Raw genomic sequence first — 14,966 nt, forward strand, 5'->3', positions numbered from 1 at the left:
GCGGTACGGCACGGCACCGGTGCCGGCGCCCCCGTACCCGCGACCCGCGGGAGAGCGGGGCCCCGTCGGCGTCGCCTACCCGGCCGGTCCCGTACCGCCCCCGCCGCCCGCGCACCCCCCGGCGGCGGCCTGGTCCTCGCCCGTACCGCCCTCGGCGCAGCCGCCGTACCCTCCCCGGCCGCCGCACGCCCCCACGCACGCCGCCCGGGCGCGGCCCCGCACGGCCGCCGCCGCGCTGTGCCTGGTGCTGGGCCTCGGCCTGCTCGGCGGCGCCGGCGCCGGCGTGTGGATCAACCACGACCCGGCCGCGCCCACCCCCACGGCGGCTGAGGCGAGCAGGCGCGACTTCGCCCTCGCCCGCGGCCTGTGGCACAGCACGCCCGTCGACACGCTCTTCCCGGCCACCCTGCACGGCAAGGGCCTCGGCCCGGGCGGCGCCGAACGCACCTGGAAACGGATCGGCGTCGCACCGGCAGGCGACTGCCGGGAGGCCTTCGACCCGCTGCTGGCGAAGGTGCTGCGTCCCGCCGGCTGCGTGAAACTGCTGCGGGCCACCTACGCCGACGCCACGTCGAGCGCCGTGACCACGGTCGGACTGCTCGTCACCAAGGCCGAGGCCCCCACGATGCGCAAGCTGCACAACCGCTGGATCTCCGAACGCCTCGGCTCCCGCGGTGATCTGATGCCCCGTCCGGTCGCCTTCCCGGGCACCGTCGCGGACGGCTTCGGCGACCGCCAGCGTGCCAGCTGGACCGTCACGGTCGCCGCCGACCTGCCCGTCGTCGTGTACGCGGTGAGCGGCTTCGCCGACGGCCGTGAGATCGCCGTCCCGCAGCCCGCCGCCTCGGCCGTCAGCGCGGGCGCAACGACCGCGCCCGCCCAGGCCGGACTGGGGCACGAGGCCGACGCGCTGGCCGACGCCGTCGCCGACCGGGCCCGCCGGGCCGCGGGCTCGCTGACCGCCACCCCGACGGGAGGTTCCGGATGAGGCGACTGGCCACCGCGATGACCGCAGCGGCCCTCGTCCTGCTGCCCGTCGTCCCGGCCCACGCCGACGCCGTACGCGACGCGGACTGGGCGCTGGACGCGCTGCACGCGCAGGAGGCCTGGCAGCGGACGAAGGGCAAGGGCGTCACCGTCGCCGTCCTCGACACGGGCGTGGACGGCACCCATCCGGACCTGTCCGGCCAGGTCCTCGAGGGCAAGGACATGGTCGGCTTCGGGGCCCGCCGCGGCGACATCGCCTGGGCCCGGCACGGCACCGGCATGGCCGGGATCATCGCCGGTCACGGCCATGGCCCCGGCGGCTCCGACGGCGTGCTGGGCATCGCCCCGGAGGCCAGGATCCTTCCGGTGCGGGTGATCCTGGAGGACAAGGACCCGCAGCGGAAGAAGGCCCGCACCACGCGCGGCAGCGCCCTCGCCGACGGCATCCGCTGGGCCGCCGACCACGGTGCCGACGTCATCAACCTCTCCCTGGGCGACGACAGCCGCACCGCCCACCCCGAGGCGCAGGAGGACGACGCGGTCCAGTACGCCCTGCGCAAGGGCGTGGTCGTCGTCGCCTCCGCCGGGAACGGCGGCGAGCAGGGCAACCGGGCCTCCTACCCCGCGGCGTACCCGGGCGTCATCGCGGTGGCCGCCGTCGACCGCTACGGCTCCCGCGCCGCCTTCTCCACCCGCCGCTGGTACGCGACGGTCGCCGCGCCGGGCGTCGACGTCGTGATTGCCGACCCCAACCGCCGCTACTACGAGGGCTGGGGCACCAGCACCGCCTCCGCGTATGTGTCGGGCGCGGCCGCGCTCGTCCGCTCCGCCTACCCCCGGCTCAGTCCCGCCCAGGTGAAGCGGCTGCTGGAGGACACCGCCCGGAGTTCCCCGGCAGGCGGCCGCGACGACGCCGTCGGCCACGGCCTGGTGGACCCGGCGGCCGCGCTGAAGGCTGCGGCCAAGGTCGAGCCCGAGGCCGTCGTGCCGAGTGCCGTTCCCTACACGCGCAAGTACTTCGGCGCCGGTCCCGACGCGGCGAAGGCGGCAGCGGCGGCCGACGGGGACACCCTGGGCGACGGCATCGCCGTGGTCTTCGCGGTCGCCGGCACCGGACTGGTCGCCGCGGCGGCCCTGTTGTGGCTGCGGCCCCGGCTCACGAACTCCCGGAACGGCCGGCGGCACGGCTGAAGGACCCGACCGCCGCCCGCGCGGCCCGTTCCACCAGCGTGATGCCGGCGGCCTGCGTCGTGCTGCCGCGGGAGACCACGGCGACCAGATACGTCCGCCCGCCGGCCCTGACCCGGCCGATGCTGTTGATGTCCCACAGCCCGGTCGTACTCCGCCGCAGCCAGCCGTTCTTGACCTCGTAGGAGCCGTCGGCCGCGGTCGGCACGCCCCAGGCCTGCGCGGCCGCGACGCGTCCCATCAGCCGCCGGACATACGCGCGGGACGCCGTGCCGAGGGCGCCGTCGGTGCCGAAGACCCGTTGCAGCAGCGTGAGTTGGTCCGCCGCTGTGGTCTGGGTCAGCCCCCACAGCGGCCCGCTGCCCGCCGTGGTCGAGGTGAGCCCGAGGCGCCGGTTGGCGGCGTTCAGCCCGGCGCCCCGGCCTATCGCGCGCCACAGCGCGGTGGCGGCCGCGTTGTCGCTGTCCTCGATCATCACCTCGGCCCAGGCCTTCTCCTGCGCCGTCAGGTCCCGCCCAGCGTCCTGGGCCTGGAGCAGCAACGCCGCCAGGATGTCGACCTTGACGATGCTCGCCGTGTCGTACAGCCCGTCCCCGTGCACCGCCCGGCCGCCCGTGGCGGTGTCCAGCACCGCCACCGAGTAGCGGGCCCCCGGGTCCCCTGACACGTCCCGCAGCGCCGTCGCCAGTACCTCGCTCCACACCATCCGGGGCTCCTCGCTCACCTTCACGATCGCCACGTTCGCCGCCGCGCCGGTACCGGTCGCGGTCACCGCCGCCGTGCGCGGCGGCGTCGCCGCCCCGTACGCCGCCGTGCCGAGCACGGCGCACGCCGGCAGCGCGGTCGCCGACACTCCGCGCACGGTGCCGCGCGGGGCAGGGCCGGGGGCGTCCGTACGGCGGGGTTCTCGTAAGCCATGCCCGGAGAAGCCAGGGAAGGAAACTGCGCGGTCCGTGAGAGGCGGATGAAGGGGGCGTGAGAGATCGCGGCCGGGCAGCCCCGATACCCTCGGGAGGTGGCTCTCAAGAACATCCCCGACTCCGGCTTCTCCGACGACGACGGCACCGCCGACCCCCGGCTCGCGGCGGCGCTCGCCGCGTACGACGCCGATCCGTCGGCCGAACCCGAGGTGCTGGCGGCGCTCCCGGACGCGCGCTTCCTGGTGCCGGTGGTGGCGCTGCTCGGGGAGGTCGAGGAGGGACCGGGAGGGCTACGCCGGGAGAAGACCAGCGACATGGCGGTGCCGACCCTGCAGGCGGCCGACGGGCGCAAGGCGCTGCCGGCGTTCACCTCCACGGAAGCCCTGGCGCGCTGGCGGCCGGACGCGCGGCCGGTGGCCGTGCCGCTGGGACAGGCTCTGCAGGCGCTGGCGCACGAGAAGGCCGACACCCTGCTGATCGACATGGCCGGGCCCGTGCCGTACGCGCTGACCGGCGGCGCGTTGCGCGCCGTCGCGTCGGGCCGCGCGGGAGCGGACCCGCTGGCCGACCCCGCGGTGCGCGAGGCCCTACGGTCCGCGGCGGGGACGGCGCCGGAAGTGGTCCGCGCGCACCTCGTCCCCACGGCGGACGCCGACGGCACGCTGGGGCTGGTCCTGGAGGCGGGCGCCGACGTGGCGCTGGTCGCGCAGCGCGTCTCGGCGACGCTCGCGGCGGACGAGGTGCTGCGCGGCGCGCTGGTGCGCGGCATCGAACTGGCGCTGCTCCCGGCGGACACCCGGCTGCCCGGCGAACCGCTCTTCACGCGCTGACGGCGCCGCCCCGGCGGGGGGCGACGCCGTCTTGAACGTACGGAGCGGGGCGGCCTAGCCGTGGACGGGGCCGGTGAACTTCTCGCCGGGGCCCTCGCCCGGGGCGTCGGGGACGACGGACTCCTCACGGAAGGCGAGCTGCAGCGACTTCAGGCCGTCCCGCAGCGGGGCGGCGTGGTAGGAGCCGATCTCGGTCGCGCCGGCGGTGACCAGGCCGGCCAGCGCGGTGATCAGCTTGCGTGCCTCGTCGAGGTCCTTGTGCCGGTCGCCGTCCTCCGCGAGGCCGAGGTTCACCGCCGCCGCGCTCATCAGGTGCACCGCGACCGTGGTGATCACCTCGACCGCCGGGACGTCCGCGATGTCGCGTGTCATCGTGTCGAAGTCGGGGCGGTCCGCGGAGGGGGACTGGTGCTGGGGGCTGGCGTCACTCATGCCTCACACGATAGGCCCACGTCGGCCGATTACGGTCTGCGGTCGGACACTGGTATGCTTGACGATTGACCGGCTGGACACCCCGTGGACGTCACGGAAACGGAGCGTTCCAGCCCACAAGTGGAGGCTCCGATCTCCCACCTTGCCGGCCCTCGAGGGCGGCGGGTCACCGGTCAGGTGCCGTGTCCCCGGAAGAGGACGCGGTGCCCGACGCGCCCCGCGGGAATGCCGCGGCGGTGCTCCCGGTTGTGAGGAGCATCCGCCTGTGACCCGTATGGGGCGTTTTTTCGCGCCTCCTCACGGGCCGGACCAAGTTTTCAGACGTTACGCGCCTGTCAATCCAGTCAGTCGCGTGGTGCTACCGAGGAGGCCCCATCAGCGCCGAGCCCCGCATCAACGACCGGATTCGCGTCCCCGAGGTGCGACTCGTCGGTCCCAGTGGCGAGCAGGTCGGCATCGTGCCGCTTGCCAAGGCACTGGAGCTTGCGCAGGAGTACGACCTCGACCTGGTCGAGGTGGCGGCGACCGCACGCCCGCCGGTCTGCAAGCTCATGGACTACGGCAAGTTCAAGTACGAGTCGGCCATGAAGGCCCGTGAGGCGCGCAAGAACCAGGCGCACACGGTCATCAAGGAGATGAAGCTCCGGCCGAAGATCGACCCGCACGACTATGACACCAAGAAGGGTCACGTCGTCCGGTTCCTCAAGCAGGGCGACAAGGTCAAGATCACGATCATGTTCCGCGGTCGTGAGCAGTCGCGCCCGGAACTGGGCTTCCGACTGCTGCAGCGGCTCGCCGACGACGTCCAGGACCTGGGCTTCGTCGAGTCCTCGCCGAAGCAGGACGGCCGCAACATGATCATGGTTCTCGGTCCGCACAAGAAGAAGACCGAGGCGATGGCCGAGGCCCGCGAGGCGCAGGCCGCCCGCAAGGCCGGTCGCCTGCCGAAGGACCCTGACGAGCAGGAGCAGGAGCAGGAGCAGGAGCTCGAGCAGGACGCTCCCGCCGACGCCAGCTGACGCCGTCTGACGGCGTTGCCAGGACCCGGAGTCCGCTCCGGGTAACGCAATGAAGGACTGACGCTCTCCGTCCGCCCCCGGGCGGACGGGAGGGCCAGCGACGAGGAGACTACGGCGCATGCCGAAGAACAAGACCCACAGCGGTGCGAGCAAGCGATTCAAGATCACCGGCTCCGGCAAGGTGATCCGCGAGCGCGCCGGCAAGCGCCACCTGCTTGAGCACAAGCCGTCGACGAAGACCCGTGCCCTCACCGGCACTGTCGTCCTGGCCAAGCCCGACGCCAAGAAGATCAAGAAGCTTCTCGGCAAGTGACGGCACGCCCCCTTCGATCAGGGGGCGCGATGCTGGACCGGGACCCATTCGTTTTCGGGCCGTGTGAGCACCCCCACGGTCCCTTAGAAGGAGTTATCTAGTGGCACGCGTCAAGCGGGCAGTCAACGCCCAGAAGAAGCGCCGGGCGATCCTCGAGCAGGCCAGCGGTTACCGCGGCCAGCGGTCCCGCCTGTACCGCAAGGCGAAGGAGCAGGTCACCCACTCCCTCGTCTACAACTACAACGACCGCAAGAAGCGCAAGGGCGACTTCCGTCAGCTGTGGATCCAGCGCATCAACGCCGCTGCCCGCGCCAACGGCATCACCTACAACCGCTTCATCCAGGGTCTGAAGGCCGCCAACGTCGAGGTGGACCGCAAGATCCTCGCCGAGCTGGCCGTGAACGACGCCAACGCGTTCGCCGCGCTGGTCGAGGTGGCCCAGAAGGCCCTCCCGAGCGACGTCAACGCCCCCAAGGCGGCCTGACCCACGCTCTTCCGGACCCGCAGGCCCTGCGCCTGCGGGTCCGTGCTGCGTTCCGGAGCGCCGCGCCCCGCGCTTCCGGCCGGACACCGACGACCGAAGTGAGTGCACCGCCCATGCCCGGCCCCGAGCTGACCTCCCTGCGATCCCCCCGTGTCGTCGCCGCGCGGCGCCTCGCCAAGCGCAGCTTCCGCGGCAAGGAACGGCGCTTCCTCGCCGAGGGACCGCAGGCCGTGCGCGAGGCCATGGCCCACCTGGTCGAGGTCTATGTCACCCCCGAGGCCGCCGTCCGGCACGACGGGATCGTCGCCGCGGCCCGCGCCGCCGGGGTGCCCGTGCTCACGGCGACGGACGAGGTCGTCGCCGAGATGTCGGACACCGTCACCCCGCAGGGGATCATCGGCCTGTGCCGCTTCCTGGACACCCCGTTCGAGGAGGTGCTGCGCGCCCGGCCCAAGCTCGTCGCCGTCCTGGCCCATGTGCGCGACCCCGGCAACGCCGGCACCGTGCTGCGCTGCGCGGACGCCGCGGGCGCGGAGGCGGTCGTCCTCACCGACGCCTCCGTCGACCTGTACAACCCCAAGGCAGTCCGCGCCTCCGTCGGCAGCCTCTTCCACCTTCCCGTCGCCGTCGGCGTCCCCATGGAGACCGTCGTGGACGGCCTGCGCGGGGCCGGGGTGCGGCTGCTCGCCGCCGACGGCGCGGGGGAACGCGACCTCGACGCCGAACTGGACGAGGGCACGATGGGCGGCCCCACCGCCTGGATCTTCGGCAACGAGGCCTGGGGCCTGCCGGAGGAGACCCGCGCACTCGCGGACGAGGTGGTGCGCGTCCCCATCCACGGCCGCGCCGAGAGCCTCAACCTCGCCACGGCCGCCGCCGTGTGCCTCTACGCCTCCGCCCGCGCGCAGCGTGCTCCCGGAGGGTGCCGCTCCGTAACGATGAGCTAGTAGTGTGACGCCCCGGGGACCGCCCTGGAGAGGGGGTTACGGGGATGGACGTCAGGATGAACGGCGGCACGCCGCGGAGCGCGCCGGAGGGCTGGCCGGCTGTCCTGACCGAACTCGGCGTCACAGCCGACGAGCTCCCGGACGGCCTCGTCGTCGCCGACGAGCGCGGAGTCGTGCTCTGCTTCAACGCCGCCGCCGCCCGGATCACCGCGCTCGACCCCGCCGACGTCCTCGGCCGCCCGATCGAGCAGGCGCTGCCCCTGGAGGACCTGGACGGACGCCGCTGGTGGCAGCTCACCGACCCGTACACGGGCCTGGCCACCCGCACCGGGCAGCCCGAGCGCAACCTGCTGCTCCCCGGCGGCCGGGAGGTGCTGGTCTCCGCCCGGTACGTCCGCGACCACCCCACAGGACCGGTGCGCCGGCTGGTCGTCGCGCTCCGCGGCACCGAGGCGCGGCGGCGGACCGAGCGCAGCCACGCCGAGTTGATCGCCACCGTGGCGCACGAACTGCGCTCCCCGCTCACCTCGGTCAAAGGCTTCACCGCCACCCTGCTGGCGAAGTGGGAACGCTTCACCGAGGACCAGAAGAAGCTCATGCTGGAGACCGTGCACGCCGACGCCAACCGCGTCACCCGGCTCATCGCCGAGCTGCTCGACATCTCCCGCATCGACTCCGGCCGTCTGGAGGTGCGCCGGCAGCCGGTCGACATCGCCGCGGCGGTGCGGCGCCACGTGGACGCCCTCGTCGCCGCCGGACAGCCCGCGGACCGCTTCGCCGTACGGGTCGCGCGGTCGCTGCCCTCGCTGTGGGCCGACCCCGACAAGGTCGACCAGATCCTGGGGAACCTGCTGGAAAACGCCGTGCGCCACGGCGAGGGAACTGTCACCATTGACGTAGCACCCTCGTCGTCGCCGCGCGAGCGCGGATGGTCCGGAACGGCGGTGACCGTGAGCGACGAGGGACCCGGCATCCCGGAGGAGTCCATGAACCGCGTCTTCACCCGCTTCTGGCGGGGCAGCAAACGCGGCGGCACGGGCCTGGGGCTGTACATCGTCAAGGGCATCGTCGAGGCCCACGGCGGTTCGATCACGGTGGGCCGCGCGCCCGGCAAGGGCGCCCAGTTCCGATTTACCCTGCCCGTCGGGGCGCCGGCCTTCACGGTCTGAGCATCGCGTGGTGATCCACCGGCCCCGACGGGCGTGACCAGCCTTTCCCCGTGGCCCCGATAGACTCGACCCTTGGCATTCAGCGGTCGGGCGAGCAGGTCGGCCACGCCATCACCCACATCGGAACGGGAAGAAATGTCGGCACCGAACAAGTCGTACGACCCTGTCGAGGTCGAGGCACTGAAACCGGAAGAGATCGAGCGCCGGCGCGACGAGGCGCTCGCCGCCATCGCCGAGGCCGCCGACCTCGACGCGCTGCGCGAGGTCAAGGTGGCCCACACCGGGGACCGCTCGCCGCTCGCCCTCGCCAACCGTGAGATCGGCGCACTGCCGCCGCACGCCAAGGCGGACGCGGGCAAGCGCGTCGGCCAGGCCCGCGGCGCGGTCACCCAGGCGCTCAAGGCCCGGCAGGAGGTGCTGGAGAGTGAGCGCGACGAGCGCGTGCTGGTCGAGGAGGCCGTGGACGTCACCCTGCCGTACGACCGCGTCCCGCGCGGCGCCCGGCACCCGCTGACCACGCTCTCCGAGCGCATCGAGGACATCTTCGTGGCCATGGGCTACGAGGTGGCCGAGGGCCCCGAGGTCGAGGCCGAGTGGTTCAACTTCGACGCCCTGAACATCTGGGCGGACCACCCGGCCCGCACCATGCAGGACACGTTCTTCGTCGAGGGCGACAAGCCCGCCGGGACCGGTCCCGAGGAGAGCGGCGTCGTGCTGCGCACGCACACCTCCCCGGTGCAGATCCGCTCCCTGCTCGACCGCGAGCCGCCGGTCTACGTGATCTGCCCCGGCCGGGTCTACCGCTCGGACGAGCTGGACGCCACGCACACCCCGGTGTTCAACCAGGTCGAGCTGCTCGCCGTGGACGAGGGCCTGACCATGGCCGACCTCAAGGGCACCCTGGACCACATGGTCCAGTCGCTCTTCGGCGCGGACATCACGACCCGGCTCCGCCCGAACTACTTCCCCTTCACCGAGCCGTCCGCCGAGATGGACATGGTCTGCTACGTCTGCCGCGGCGAGTCCGTCGGCAACCCGGACCGTCCCTGCCGCACCTGCGGCAGCGAGGGCTGGATCGAGCTCGGCGGCTGCGGCATGGTCAACCCCCGGGTGCTCACCGCCTGCGGCGTCGACCCGGAGAAGTACAGCGGGTTCGCCTTCGGCTTCGGCATCGAGCGCATGCTGATGTTCCGTCACAACGTCGAGGACATGCGAGACATCGTCGAGGGTGACGTGCGCTTCACCCTTCCGTTCGGGATGGAGATCTGATGCGGGTCCCGCTTTCTTGGCTGCGGGAGTACGTCGACCTGCCCGCCGGCGAGTCCGGCCGCGACGTCCAGGCCAAGCTCATTTCCGCCGGTCTCGAGGTCGAGACCGTCGAGCGGCTCGGCACCGGCCTCAAGGGCCCGCTGGTGGTCGGCAAGGTGCTCACCATCGAGGAGCTGAGCGGCTTCAAGAAGCCGATCCGCTTCTGCACCGTCGACGTCGGCACCGCCAACGGCACCGGTGAGCCGCAGGAGATCGTCTGCGGCGCGAGCAACTTCGCCGTCGGCGACAAGGTCGTCGTCATCCTCCCCGGCGGCGTGCTGCCCGGGAACTTCGAGATCTCCGCGCGCAAGACCTACGGGCGCACCTCGCACGGCATGATCTGCTCGGGCGCCGAGCTGGGCATGGGCGACGACGGCTCGCACGGCATCATCGTCCTGCCGCCGGAGCACGAGGCCGGCACCGACGCGATCGAGCTGCTGGAGCTCGTCGACGAGGTGCTGGACATCGCGGTCACCCCCGACCGCGGCTACTGCCTGTCCATGCGCGGCGTCGCTCGCGAGGCCGCCATCGCCTACGGTCTGCCGCTGCGCGACCCGGCGCTGCTCGACGTGCCCGGCCCGAACTCCTACGGCTACGAGGTGAAGGTCTCCGACCCGGTCGGCTGCGACCGCTTCACCGCGCGCACCGTCACCGGCCTGGACCCGGAGGCCGGCTCGCCGATCTGGCTGCAGCGCAGGCTGCAGAAGGCCGGCATGCGCCCGATCTCGCTCGCCGTGGACGTCACCAACTACGTGATGCTGGAGCTCGGTCAGCCCCTGCACGCCTACGACCGGACCCGCGTCGAGGGCGTCATCGGCGTCCGCCGGGCGCAGCCGGGCGAGAAGCTGACCACGCTCGACGGCCAGGTCCGGGTCCTCGACCCCGAGGACCTGGTGATCACCGACAACCGCGGGCCGATCGGCCTGGCCGGTGTCATGGGCGGCGCCGACACCGAGATCGACGACGCGGGCGCCTCGACGACCGACGTCGTCATCGAGGCCGCGCACTTCGACCCGGTCGCCATCGCCCGTACCGCGCGCCGCCACAAGCTGTCCTCCGAGGCGTCCAAGCGCTTCGAGCGCGGTGTCGACCCGCAGGCCGCGGCCGCCGCCGCCCAGCGCACCGTCGACCTGCTGGTGCTGCTCGCGGGCGGCACCGCCGAGGCCGGCGTCACCGAGGTCATCGCGCCCTCCGCGCCGCACACCATCACCATCCCCGCCGACCACCCGGACAAGGTGGCGGGCATGGCGTACGGCCGCGAGACCGTGGTGCGCCGCCTCCAGCAGGTCGGCTGCGACGTCTACGGCGCCGACGAGCTGATCGTCACCGTGCCGTCGTGGCGGCCCGACCTGCGCGACCCCAACGACCTCGCCGAGGAGGTCATCCGGCTGGAGGGCTACGAGAACCTGCCCTCCACCCTGCCGAACCTGCCCTCCGGCCGCGGTCTGACCGAGTCGCAGAAGCTGCGCCGCCGGGTCGGCCGGGCGCTCGCCGGGGCCGGCTACACCGAGGTGCAGAACTACCCGTTCCTCGGCGAGCCCGTCTTCGACCAGCTCGGCCTCGACGCGGACGACCCGCGCCGCATCACCGTCAAGCTGGCCAACCCGCTGTCGGACGAGGAGCCCGCGCTCCGCACGACCATGCTCCCGGGCCTGCTCCACGCCCTGCGCCGCAACGTGGGGCGCGGCGCGCACGACCTCGCGCTCTTCGAGACCGGGCTGGTCTTCCGCCCGAGCGGCGAGGAGCCCGCGCCGCCGCGGCTGCCCGTCGACCGGCGCCCGACGGACGCCGAGATCGCCGCGCTCGACGCCGCCCTCCCGCGCCAGCCGAGGCGCGTCGCGGTGGTCCTGGCCGGTGCCCGTGAGCAGGCCGGCTGGTGGGGTCAGGGCCGTCCCACGCAGTGGGCCGACGCCATCGAGGCGGGGCGGATCGTCGCCGCCGAGGCCGGGGTCGAGCTGATCGTCCGCCAGGACCAGCAGGCCCCCTTCCACCCCGGTCGCTGCGCCGCGCTCCTCGCGGTCGTCGACGGCGAGGAGGTGCTGGTCGGCAACGCCGGTGAGCTGCACCCCCGGGTGATCAAGGCACTCCACCTGCCGGAGCGCACCTCCGCCATGGAGGTTGACCTCGACCGTCTGGAGCGCGCCTCCGGCGGCCCCGTCGTCGCGCCCCGGGTGTCCACCTTCCCGGTGGCCACCCAGGACGTCGCCCTGGTCGTGGACGGCTCCGTCCCGGCCGCCGAGGTGGAGGGCGCCCTGCGCTCCGGCGCCGGCGAACTGCTCGAATCGCTGCGGCTGTTCGACATCTTCACCGGTGAGCAGATCGGGGCGGGCAAGAAGTCGCTGGCCTACAGCCTGCGCTTCCGCGCCCCGGACCGCACGCTCACCGCGGAGGAGGCCTCCGCGGCCCGCGACGCGGCCGTCGCCGCCGCGGCGGAGCGCACGGGAGCGGCCCTGCGCGGAGCCTGACGCCTGCGACGTCGCGTTCCAGTGGGGCGCCCCCGGTCCGCCGGGGAGCGCCCCACCGGCGTTCCCGCCGGTCACGTAGCCCGATCGGGTGAAATGACTCCCCTCGGTATCCGGTTCGTCGCACCGAGTCGCCACAATCGTTCGGAACCAGGGCCCACACGACGCGGGGGCTGTGTCGTCGCCTGCCGCGTCAACGGCTTCAGGGGGAGCCCCGAGGCATGATCCGACCCAGGGCGGTGAACCGCCGGAGCGGCGGCAGGGCGCGTGGGCTGGTGATCCTCTCGCTTCCCGGTCTGTGGGTGGCCGCGGTGCTGGGCCTGGTGTACGCGGTGCCCGGCGGGGTCCAGTGGGCGCCCGCCGCGGTCGCGGCCCCGGTGATCGCCTGCGCCGGCACCGGACGCCGTCGCTGCGTCCTGGTCAGCGGCGGGCTCGCCGTGGCGGCCGTCGCGCTGCCGGACACCGGACAACTGCTGGGTACCGAGGTCGCCGTCCTCGCCGTCCTGGCCGTCTGCTTCCGGCTCGCCGACCGCAGGGCCCGGCTCGCCGCCGAACTCGACCGCACCCGGGAGGTCGCCGTCGCCGCCCAGCAGGTGCTGCTGCCGCCGCTGCCGCAACGCGTGGGCGGCCTCGCGGTGGCCGGGGACCACCTCTCGGCCAGCCGTGGCGCCCGCGTCGGCGGCGACCTGTACGAGGTGCTCGCCACGCCCTACGGGGTGCGCGCGGTCATCGGCGACGTGCGCGGCCACGGCCTCGAGGCCATCGGAACCGTCGCGGCGCTGCTCGGCAGCTTCCGCGAGGCCGCGCACGACGAGCCCGAACTCGGCGGCGTGCTCCACCGCCTGGACCGCGCGCTCCACCGGCACCTGCGGGGGCGTGCGCACGCCGCCGAGGAGTTCGTGACCCTGATGCTGCTCGAACTGGGCGAGGACTGCGGCGTCCAGGTCATCAACTGCGGCCATCCGCAGCCGTACCGGCTCTGCCCCGGCCATCCCGGGCAGCCGAGCGCCCGCCCGCTGGAGACCGGCGAACCGTTCCCGCCGCTCGGCCTGTTCGACCCCGGCCCCGACCCGAAGGGGGTCCCCTGCGGGGAACTCCTGCCCGGCCAGGCGCTCTTCCTGCACACCGACGGCGTGACGGACGCCCGGGACGCCGCCGGGGAGTTCTTCCCCCTGCTGCCGGTCCTGGAAGGCGCCGCCCAGACGGCCGCCCACGGCGGCGCGTTGTCCGCACCGGCCCTGGTCGACGCGGTGCGGACCTCGTTCCTGCGGCACGCGCGGGGGCGGCTCACCGACGACATGGCACTGCTGGTGCTCCACCGGGACGCCCCACGGGTGCCCGTGCACGCCGGTTCCGCCCGTACCGCAACCGGGGTTCCCGGAGTGCCGCGCCCTTGATCCCGCCCAATCCTTGGTAAACCTGGGTCGATCCGCGAGCAAAACACCCATTGCCCGCATACCGGCCAGAACGAGGAGAGGGGCAGGCATGGCAACCCCCACCGTCACCGGAGCCGATCTGTCCACGCCCACGGGAGAACTGATCGCCGTGGTCGGCCCGCCCGGGCCGCAGCGGTCCGCGCTGCAGCTCGCCCTCAACGACGCACCCTGGAGCCGGGGTCCCTCCGTCACGACGACCGTCATCAGCCGCGGCGCGTGGAGCGAGCTCCGGCGGGTGGCGGCGGCGGGGATCACGGTTGTCGCGGCGTGCGACAGCGTGGTGGCGGTCGATGCGGGGGCGCACCGGGTGGTGCTGCTGCCCGATCCCGACGGGGTCGCGTAACCGCGCGTCGCCCCTTGCGGCCTGTTGTCGTGTGCGGGTCCGTTGCGCCTGCGGGCGGCTGCGCCGGGCTGCCTGGTGGGTGCCCCTTGCGGCCGGTGGTTGTGTGCGGGTCCGTTGCGCCTGCGGGCGGCTGCGCCGGGCTGCCTGGTGGGTGCCCCTTGCGGCCGGTGGTTGTGTGCGGGTCCGTTGCGCCTGCGGGCGGCTGCGCCGGGCTGCCTGGTGGGTGCCCCTTGCGGCCGGTGGTTGTGTGCGGGTCCGTTGCGCCTGCGGCGGGCTGTCCCCCGCCCGCCCTCCCTCCCCCAGCCTTCGGCCGGGGGGACCCCCATCCGGCGTGATCGGTGCGGGCCTGCGCGCGTGCGTGGTGGGCCGGGTGCGGGGCCTCCGGGGCTGCACGTCCTGGACTGGGTTATGTACGTGCATGGCGGGCGGTCCGGATCGGTGCCGTCTGTGCCGCACACAAATATCCCGCAGCGTCCAGAACATCCACCCTCCCCCAGCCTTCGGCCGGGGGTGCCCCCACCTCCCCCGCCCCCTCCGTATCATCGGGCGGCTGACGGCCGGAGGGTGGTCAAAAGGCGGTCGGGGTTGCCGCACATGCCTTGCTGACCGCCCACACCATCCGCCTCGTTGCCGGCGGAAAGGTGAGCGGACGCCGGTTTGGCTGCTCGCCGAAGGCAGGGGTGCGCCCCACCCTTCGCGCTCGCCGGGACGCAGGCAACCCCTGCGGGGGAGGTGCCCCTGGCCACCACTGCGGGCACTTTTGCTCGGCCTGAGGCGGGGGGACCCCTGCTGGGGGCAGTTTCCTGCGGTGCGGGGAGGGGGCGTACACCTTCACCCCCCACCGGGCGTTGGTCGCCCCACGATACGGAGGGGGCGGGGGAGTTGGGGGCACCCCCGGCCGAAGGCTGGGGGAGGGTGGGCGTTCTGGACGCTGACGTGTATGTGTTGTGCGGCATCCGGGGCGGCAAGAGCAGGTGCCCGCCATGCACATAAATATGCGGTACAGAATGCCCAGCCCCGGAGGCCCCGCCCCCGGCCCACCACGCACGCGCGAGGCCCGCACCAACCATCCCGGGCAATCGGGAGGGAGGGCGGGGGACAGCCCGCCGCAGGCGCAAAACAACCCGC

Annotated in this window: 14 protein-coding genes; 12 read left to right on the top strand and 2 right to left on the bottom strand. The window is 73.6% G+C overall.

Annotated features, from left to right (window positions below; genetic code table 11):
- A partial coding sequence (locus PV342_RS05540) for a hypothetical protein (RefSeq protein ID WP_500316008.1) occupies positions 1 to 988 on the top strand: 988 nt, incomplete at its 5' end.
- On the top strand, positions 985 to 2,178 hold the full coding sequence (gene mycP, locus PV342_RS05545; protein WP_400800705.1) for a type VII secretion-associated serine protease mycosin: 1,194 nt from the start codon (positions 985 to 987) through the stop codon (positions 2,176 to 2,178). The genes PV342_RS05540 and mycP, both read left to right, overlap by 4 nt.
- On the opposite strand, the gene PV342_RS05550 is transcribed toward mycP, so the two are convergent.
- Positions 2,144 to 3,028, bottom strand: a complete 885-nt coding sequence (locus tag PV342_RS05550; RefSeq protein ID WP_400800702.1) for a serine hydrolase — start codon at positions 3,026 to 3,028, stop codon at positions 2,144 to 2,146. The genes mycP and PV342_RS05550 overlap by 35 nt on opposite strands.
- Positions 3,029 to 3,190: 162 nt before the next feature.
- Here PV342_RS05550 and PV342_RS05555 point away from each other — a divergent pair, with 162 nt between their 5' ends.
- Positions 3,191 to 3,925, top strand: a complete 735-nt coding sequence (locus PV342_RS05555) for an SseB family protein (RefSeq protein ID WP_500316011.1) — start codon at positions 3,191 to 3,193, stop codon at positions 3,923 to 3,925.
- Between the two features lie 54 nt (positions 3,926 to 3,979).
- Here the strand turns inward: PV342_RS05555 and PV342_RS05560 are convergent, their stop codons facing one another.
- Complete coding sequence (locus PV342_RS05560; protein ID WP_018564308.1) at positions 3,980 to 4,357, bottom strand: DUF1844 domain-containing protein; 378 nt, start codon at positions 4,355 to 4,357, stop codon at positions 3,980 to 3,982.
- Between the two features lie 338 nt (positions 4,358 to 4,695).
- Between PV342_RS05560 and infC the strand changes: the two genes are divergently transcribed.
- The 9 genes from infC to PV342_RS05605 all read left to right on the top strand — a co-directional run bounded on the left by infC (position 4,696) and on the right by PV342_RS05605 (position 13,838).
- A complete protein-coding gene (infC, locus tag PV342_RS05565; protein ID WP_400800813.1) occupies positions 4,696 to 5,376 on the top strand; it encodes a translation initiation factor IF-3 in 681 nt (226 codons plus the stop codon).
- Positions 5,377 to 5,494: 118 nt separating this feature from the next.
- On the top strand, positions 5,495 to 5,689 hold the full coding sequence (gene rpmI, locus PV342_RS05570; RefSeq protein ID WP_018564306.1) for a 50S ribosomal protein L35: 195 nt from the start codon (positions 5,495 to 5,497) through the stop codon (positions 5,687 to 5,689).
- A gap of 100 nt (positions 5,690 to 5,789) precedes the next feature.
- Positions 5,790 to 6,173, top strand: coding sequence for a 50S ribosomal protein L20 (rplT, locus tag PV342_RS05575; protein ID WP_018564305.1), 384 nt, complete (start codon positions 5,790 to 5,792; stop codon positions 6,171 to 6,173).
- Positions 6,174 to 6,286: 113 nt separating this feature from the next.
- Positions 6,287 to 7,120 (top strand): TrmH family RNA methyltransferase, encoded by an 834-nt coding sequence (locus PV342_RS05580; protein WP_018564304.1) that lies wholly within the window; start codon positions 6,287 to 6,289, stop codon positions 7,118 to 7,120.
- A gap of 56 nt (positions 7,121 to 7,176) precedes the next feature.
- Positions 7,177 to 8,289: a sensor histidine kinase gene (locus tag PV342_RS05585; protein ID WP_086020788.1), complete on the top strand. Its 1,113-nt coding sequence runs from the start codon at positions 7,177 to 7,179 to the stop codon at positions 8,287 to 8,289.
- A gap of 135 nt (positions 8,290 to 8,424) precedes the next feature.
- On the top strand, positions 8,425 to 9,558 hold the full coding sequence (pheS, locus tag PV342_RS05590) for a phenylalanine--tRNA ligase subunit alpha (protein ID WP_400800692.1): 1,134 nt from the start codon (positions 8,425 to 8,427) through the stop codon (positions 9,556 to 9,558).
- Complete coding sequence (gene pheT / locus PV342_RS05595) at positions 9,558 to 12,062, top strand: phenylalanine--tRNA ligase subunit beta (RefSeq protein WP_396348854.1); 2,505 nt, start codon at positions 9,558 to 9,560, stop codon at positions 12,060 to 12,062. The genes pheS and pheT overlap by 1 nt, the downstream gene beginning before the upstream one ends.
- A 218-nt stretch (positions 12,063 to 12,280) precedes the next feature.
- Positions 12,281 to 13,456 carry a PP2C family protein-serine/threonine phosphatase gene (locus PV342_RS05600; RefSeq protein WP_400800686.1) on the top strand — a complete coding sequence of 392 codons (1,176 nt, stop codon included), beginning with the start codon at positions 12,281 to 12,283 and terminating at the stop codon, positions 13,454 to 13,456.
- Positions 13,457 to 13,544: 88 nt separating this feature from the next.
- The gene (locus PV342_RS05605) at positions 13,545 to 13,838 is read left to right on the top strand and encodes a hypothetical protein (protein WP_018564299.1); all 294 of its coding nucleotides are present in this window, start codon (positions 13,545 to 13,547) and stop codon (positions 13,836 to 13,838) included.
- Positions 13,839 to 14,966: the final 1,128 nt, after the last annotated feature.

Origin of the sequence: Streptomyces sp. PA03-3a, assembly GCF_033792735.1 — a bacterium.
GTDB lineage: Bacteria > Actinomycetota > Actinomycetes > Streptomycetales > Streptomycetaceae > Actinacidiphila.

Excerpts from the sequence above, each read along its gene's own strand:
- mycP (WP_400800705.1), top strand. The coding sequence starts at position 985 with ATGAGGCGACTGGCCACCGCGATGACCGCAGCGGCCCTCGTCCTGCTG.
- PV342_RS05560 (WP_018564308.1), bottom strand. The coding sequence starts at position 4,357 with ATGAGTGACGCCAGCCCCCAGCACCAGTCCCCCTCCGCGGACCGCCCC.
- rpmI (WP_018564306.1), top strand. The coding sequence starts at position 5,495 with ATGCCGAAGAACAAGACCCACAGCGGTGCGAGCAAGCGATTCAAGATC.
- PV342_RS05580 (WP_018564304.1), top strand. The coding sequence starts at position 6,287 with ATGCCCGGCCCCGAGCTGACCTCCCTGCGATCCCCCCGTGTCGTCGCC.
- PV342_RS05585 (WP_086020788.1), top strand. The coding sequence starts at position 7,177 with ATGAACGGCGGCACGCCGCGGAGCGCGCCGGAGGGCTGGCCGGCTGTC.
- pheS (WP_400800692.1), top strand. The coding sequence starts at position 8,425 with ATGTCGGCACCGAACAAGTCGTACGACCCTGTCGAGGTCGAGGCACTG.
- pheT (WP_396348854.1), top strand. The coding sequence starts at position 9,558 with ATGCGGGTCCCGCTTTCTTGGCTGCGGGAGTACGTCGACCTGCCCGCC.
- PV342_RS05600 (WP_400800686.1), top strand. The coding sequence starts at position 12,281 with ATGATCCGACCCAGGGCGGTGAACCGCCGGAGCGGCGGCAGGGCGCGT.
- PV342_RS05605 (WP_018564299.1), top strand. The coding sequence starts at position 13,545 with ATGGCAACCCCCACCGTCACCGGAGCCGATCTGTCCACGCCCACGGGA.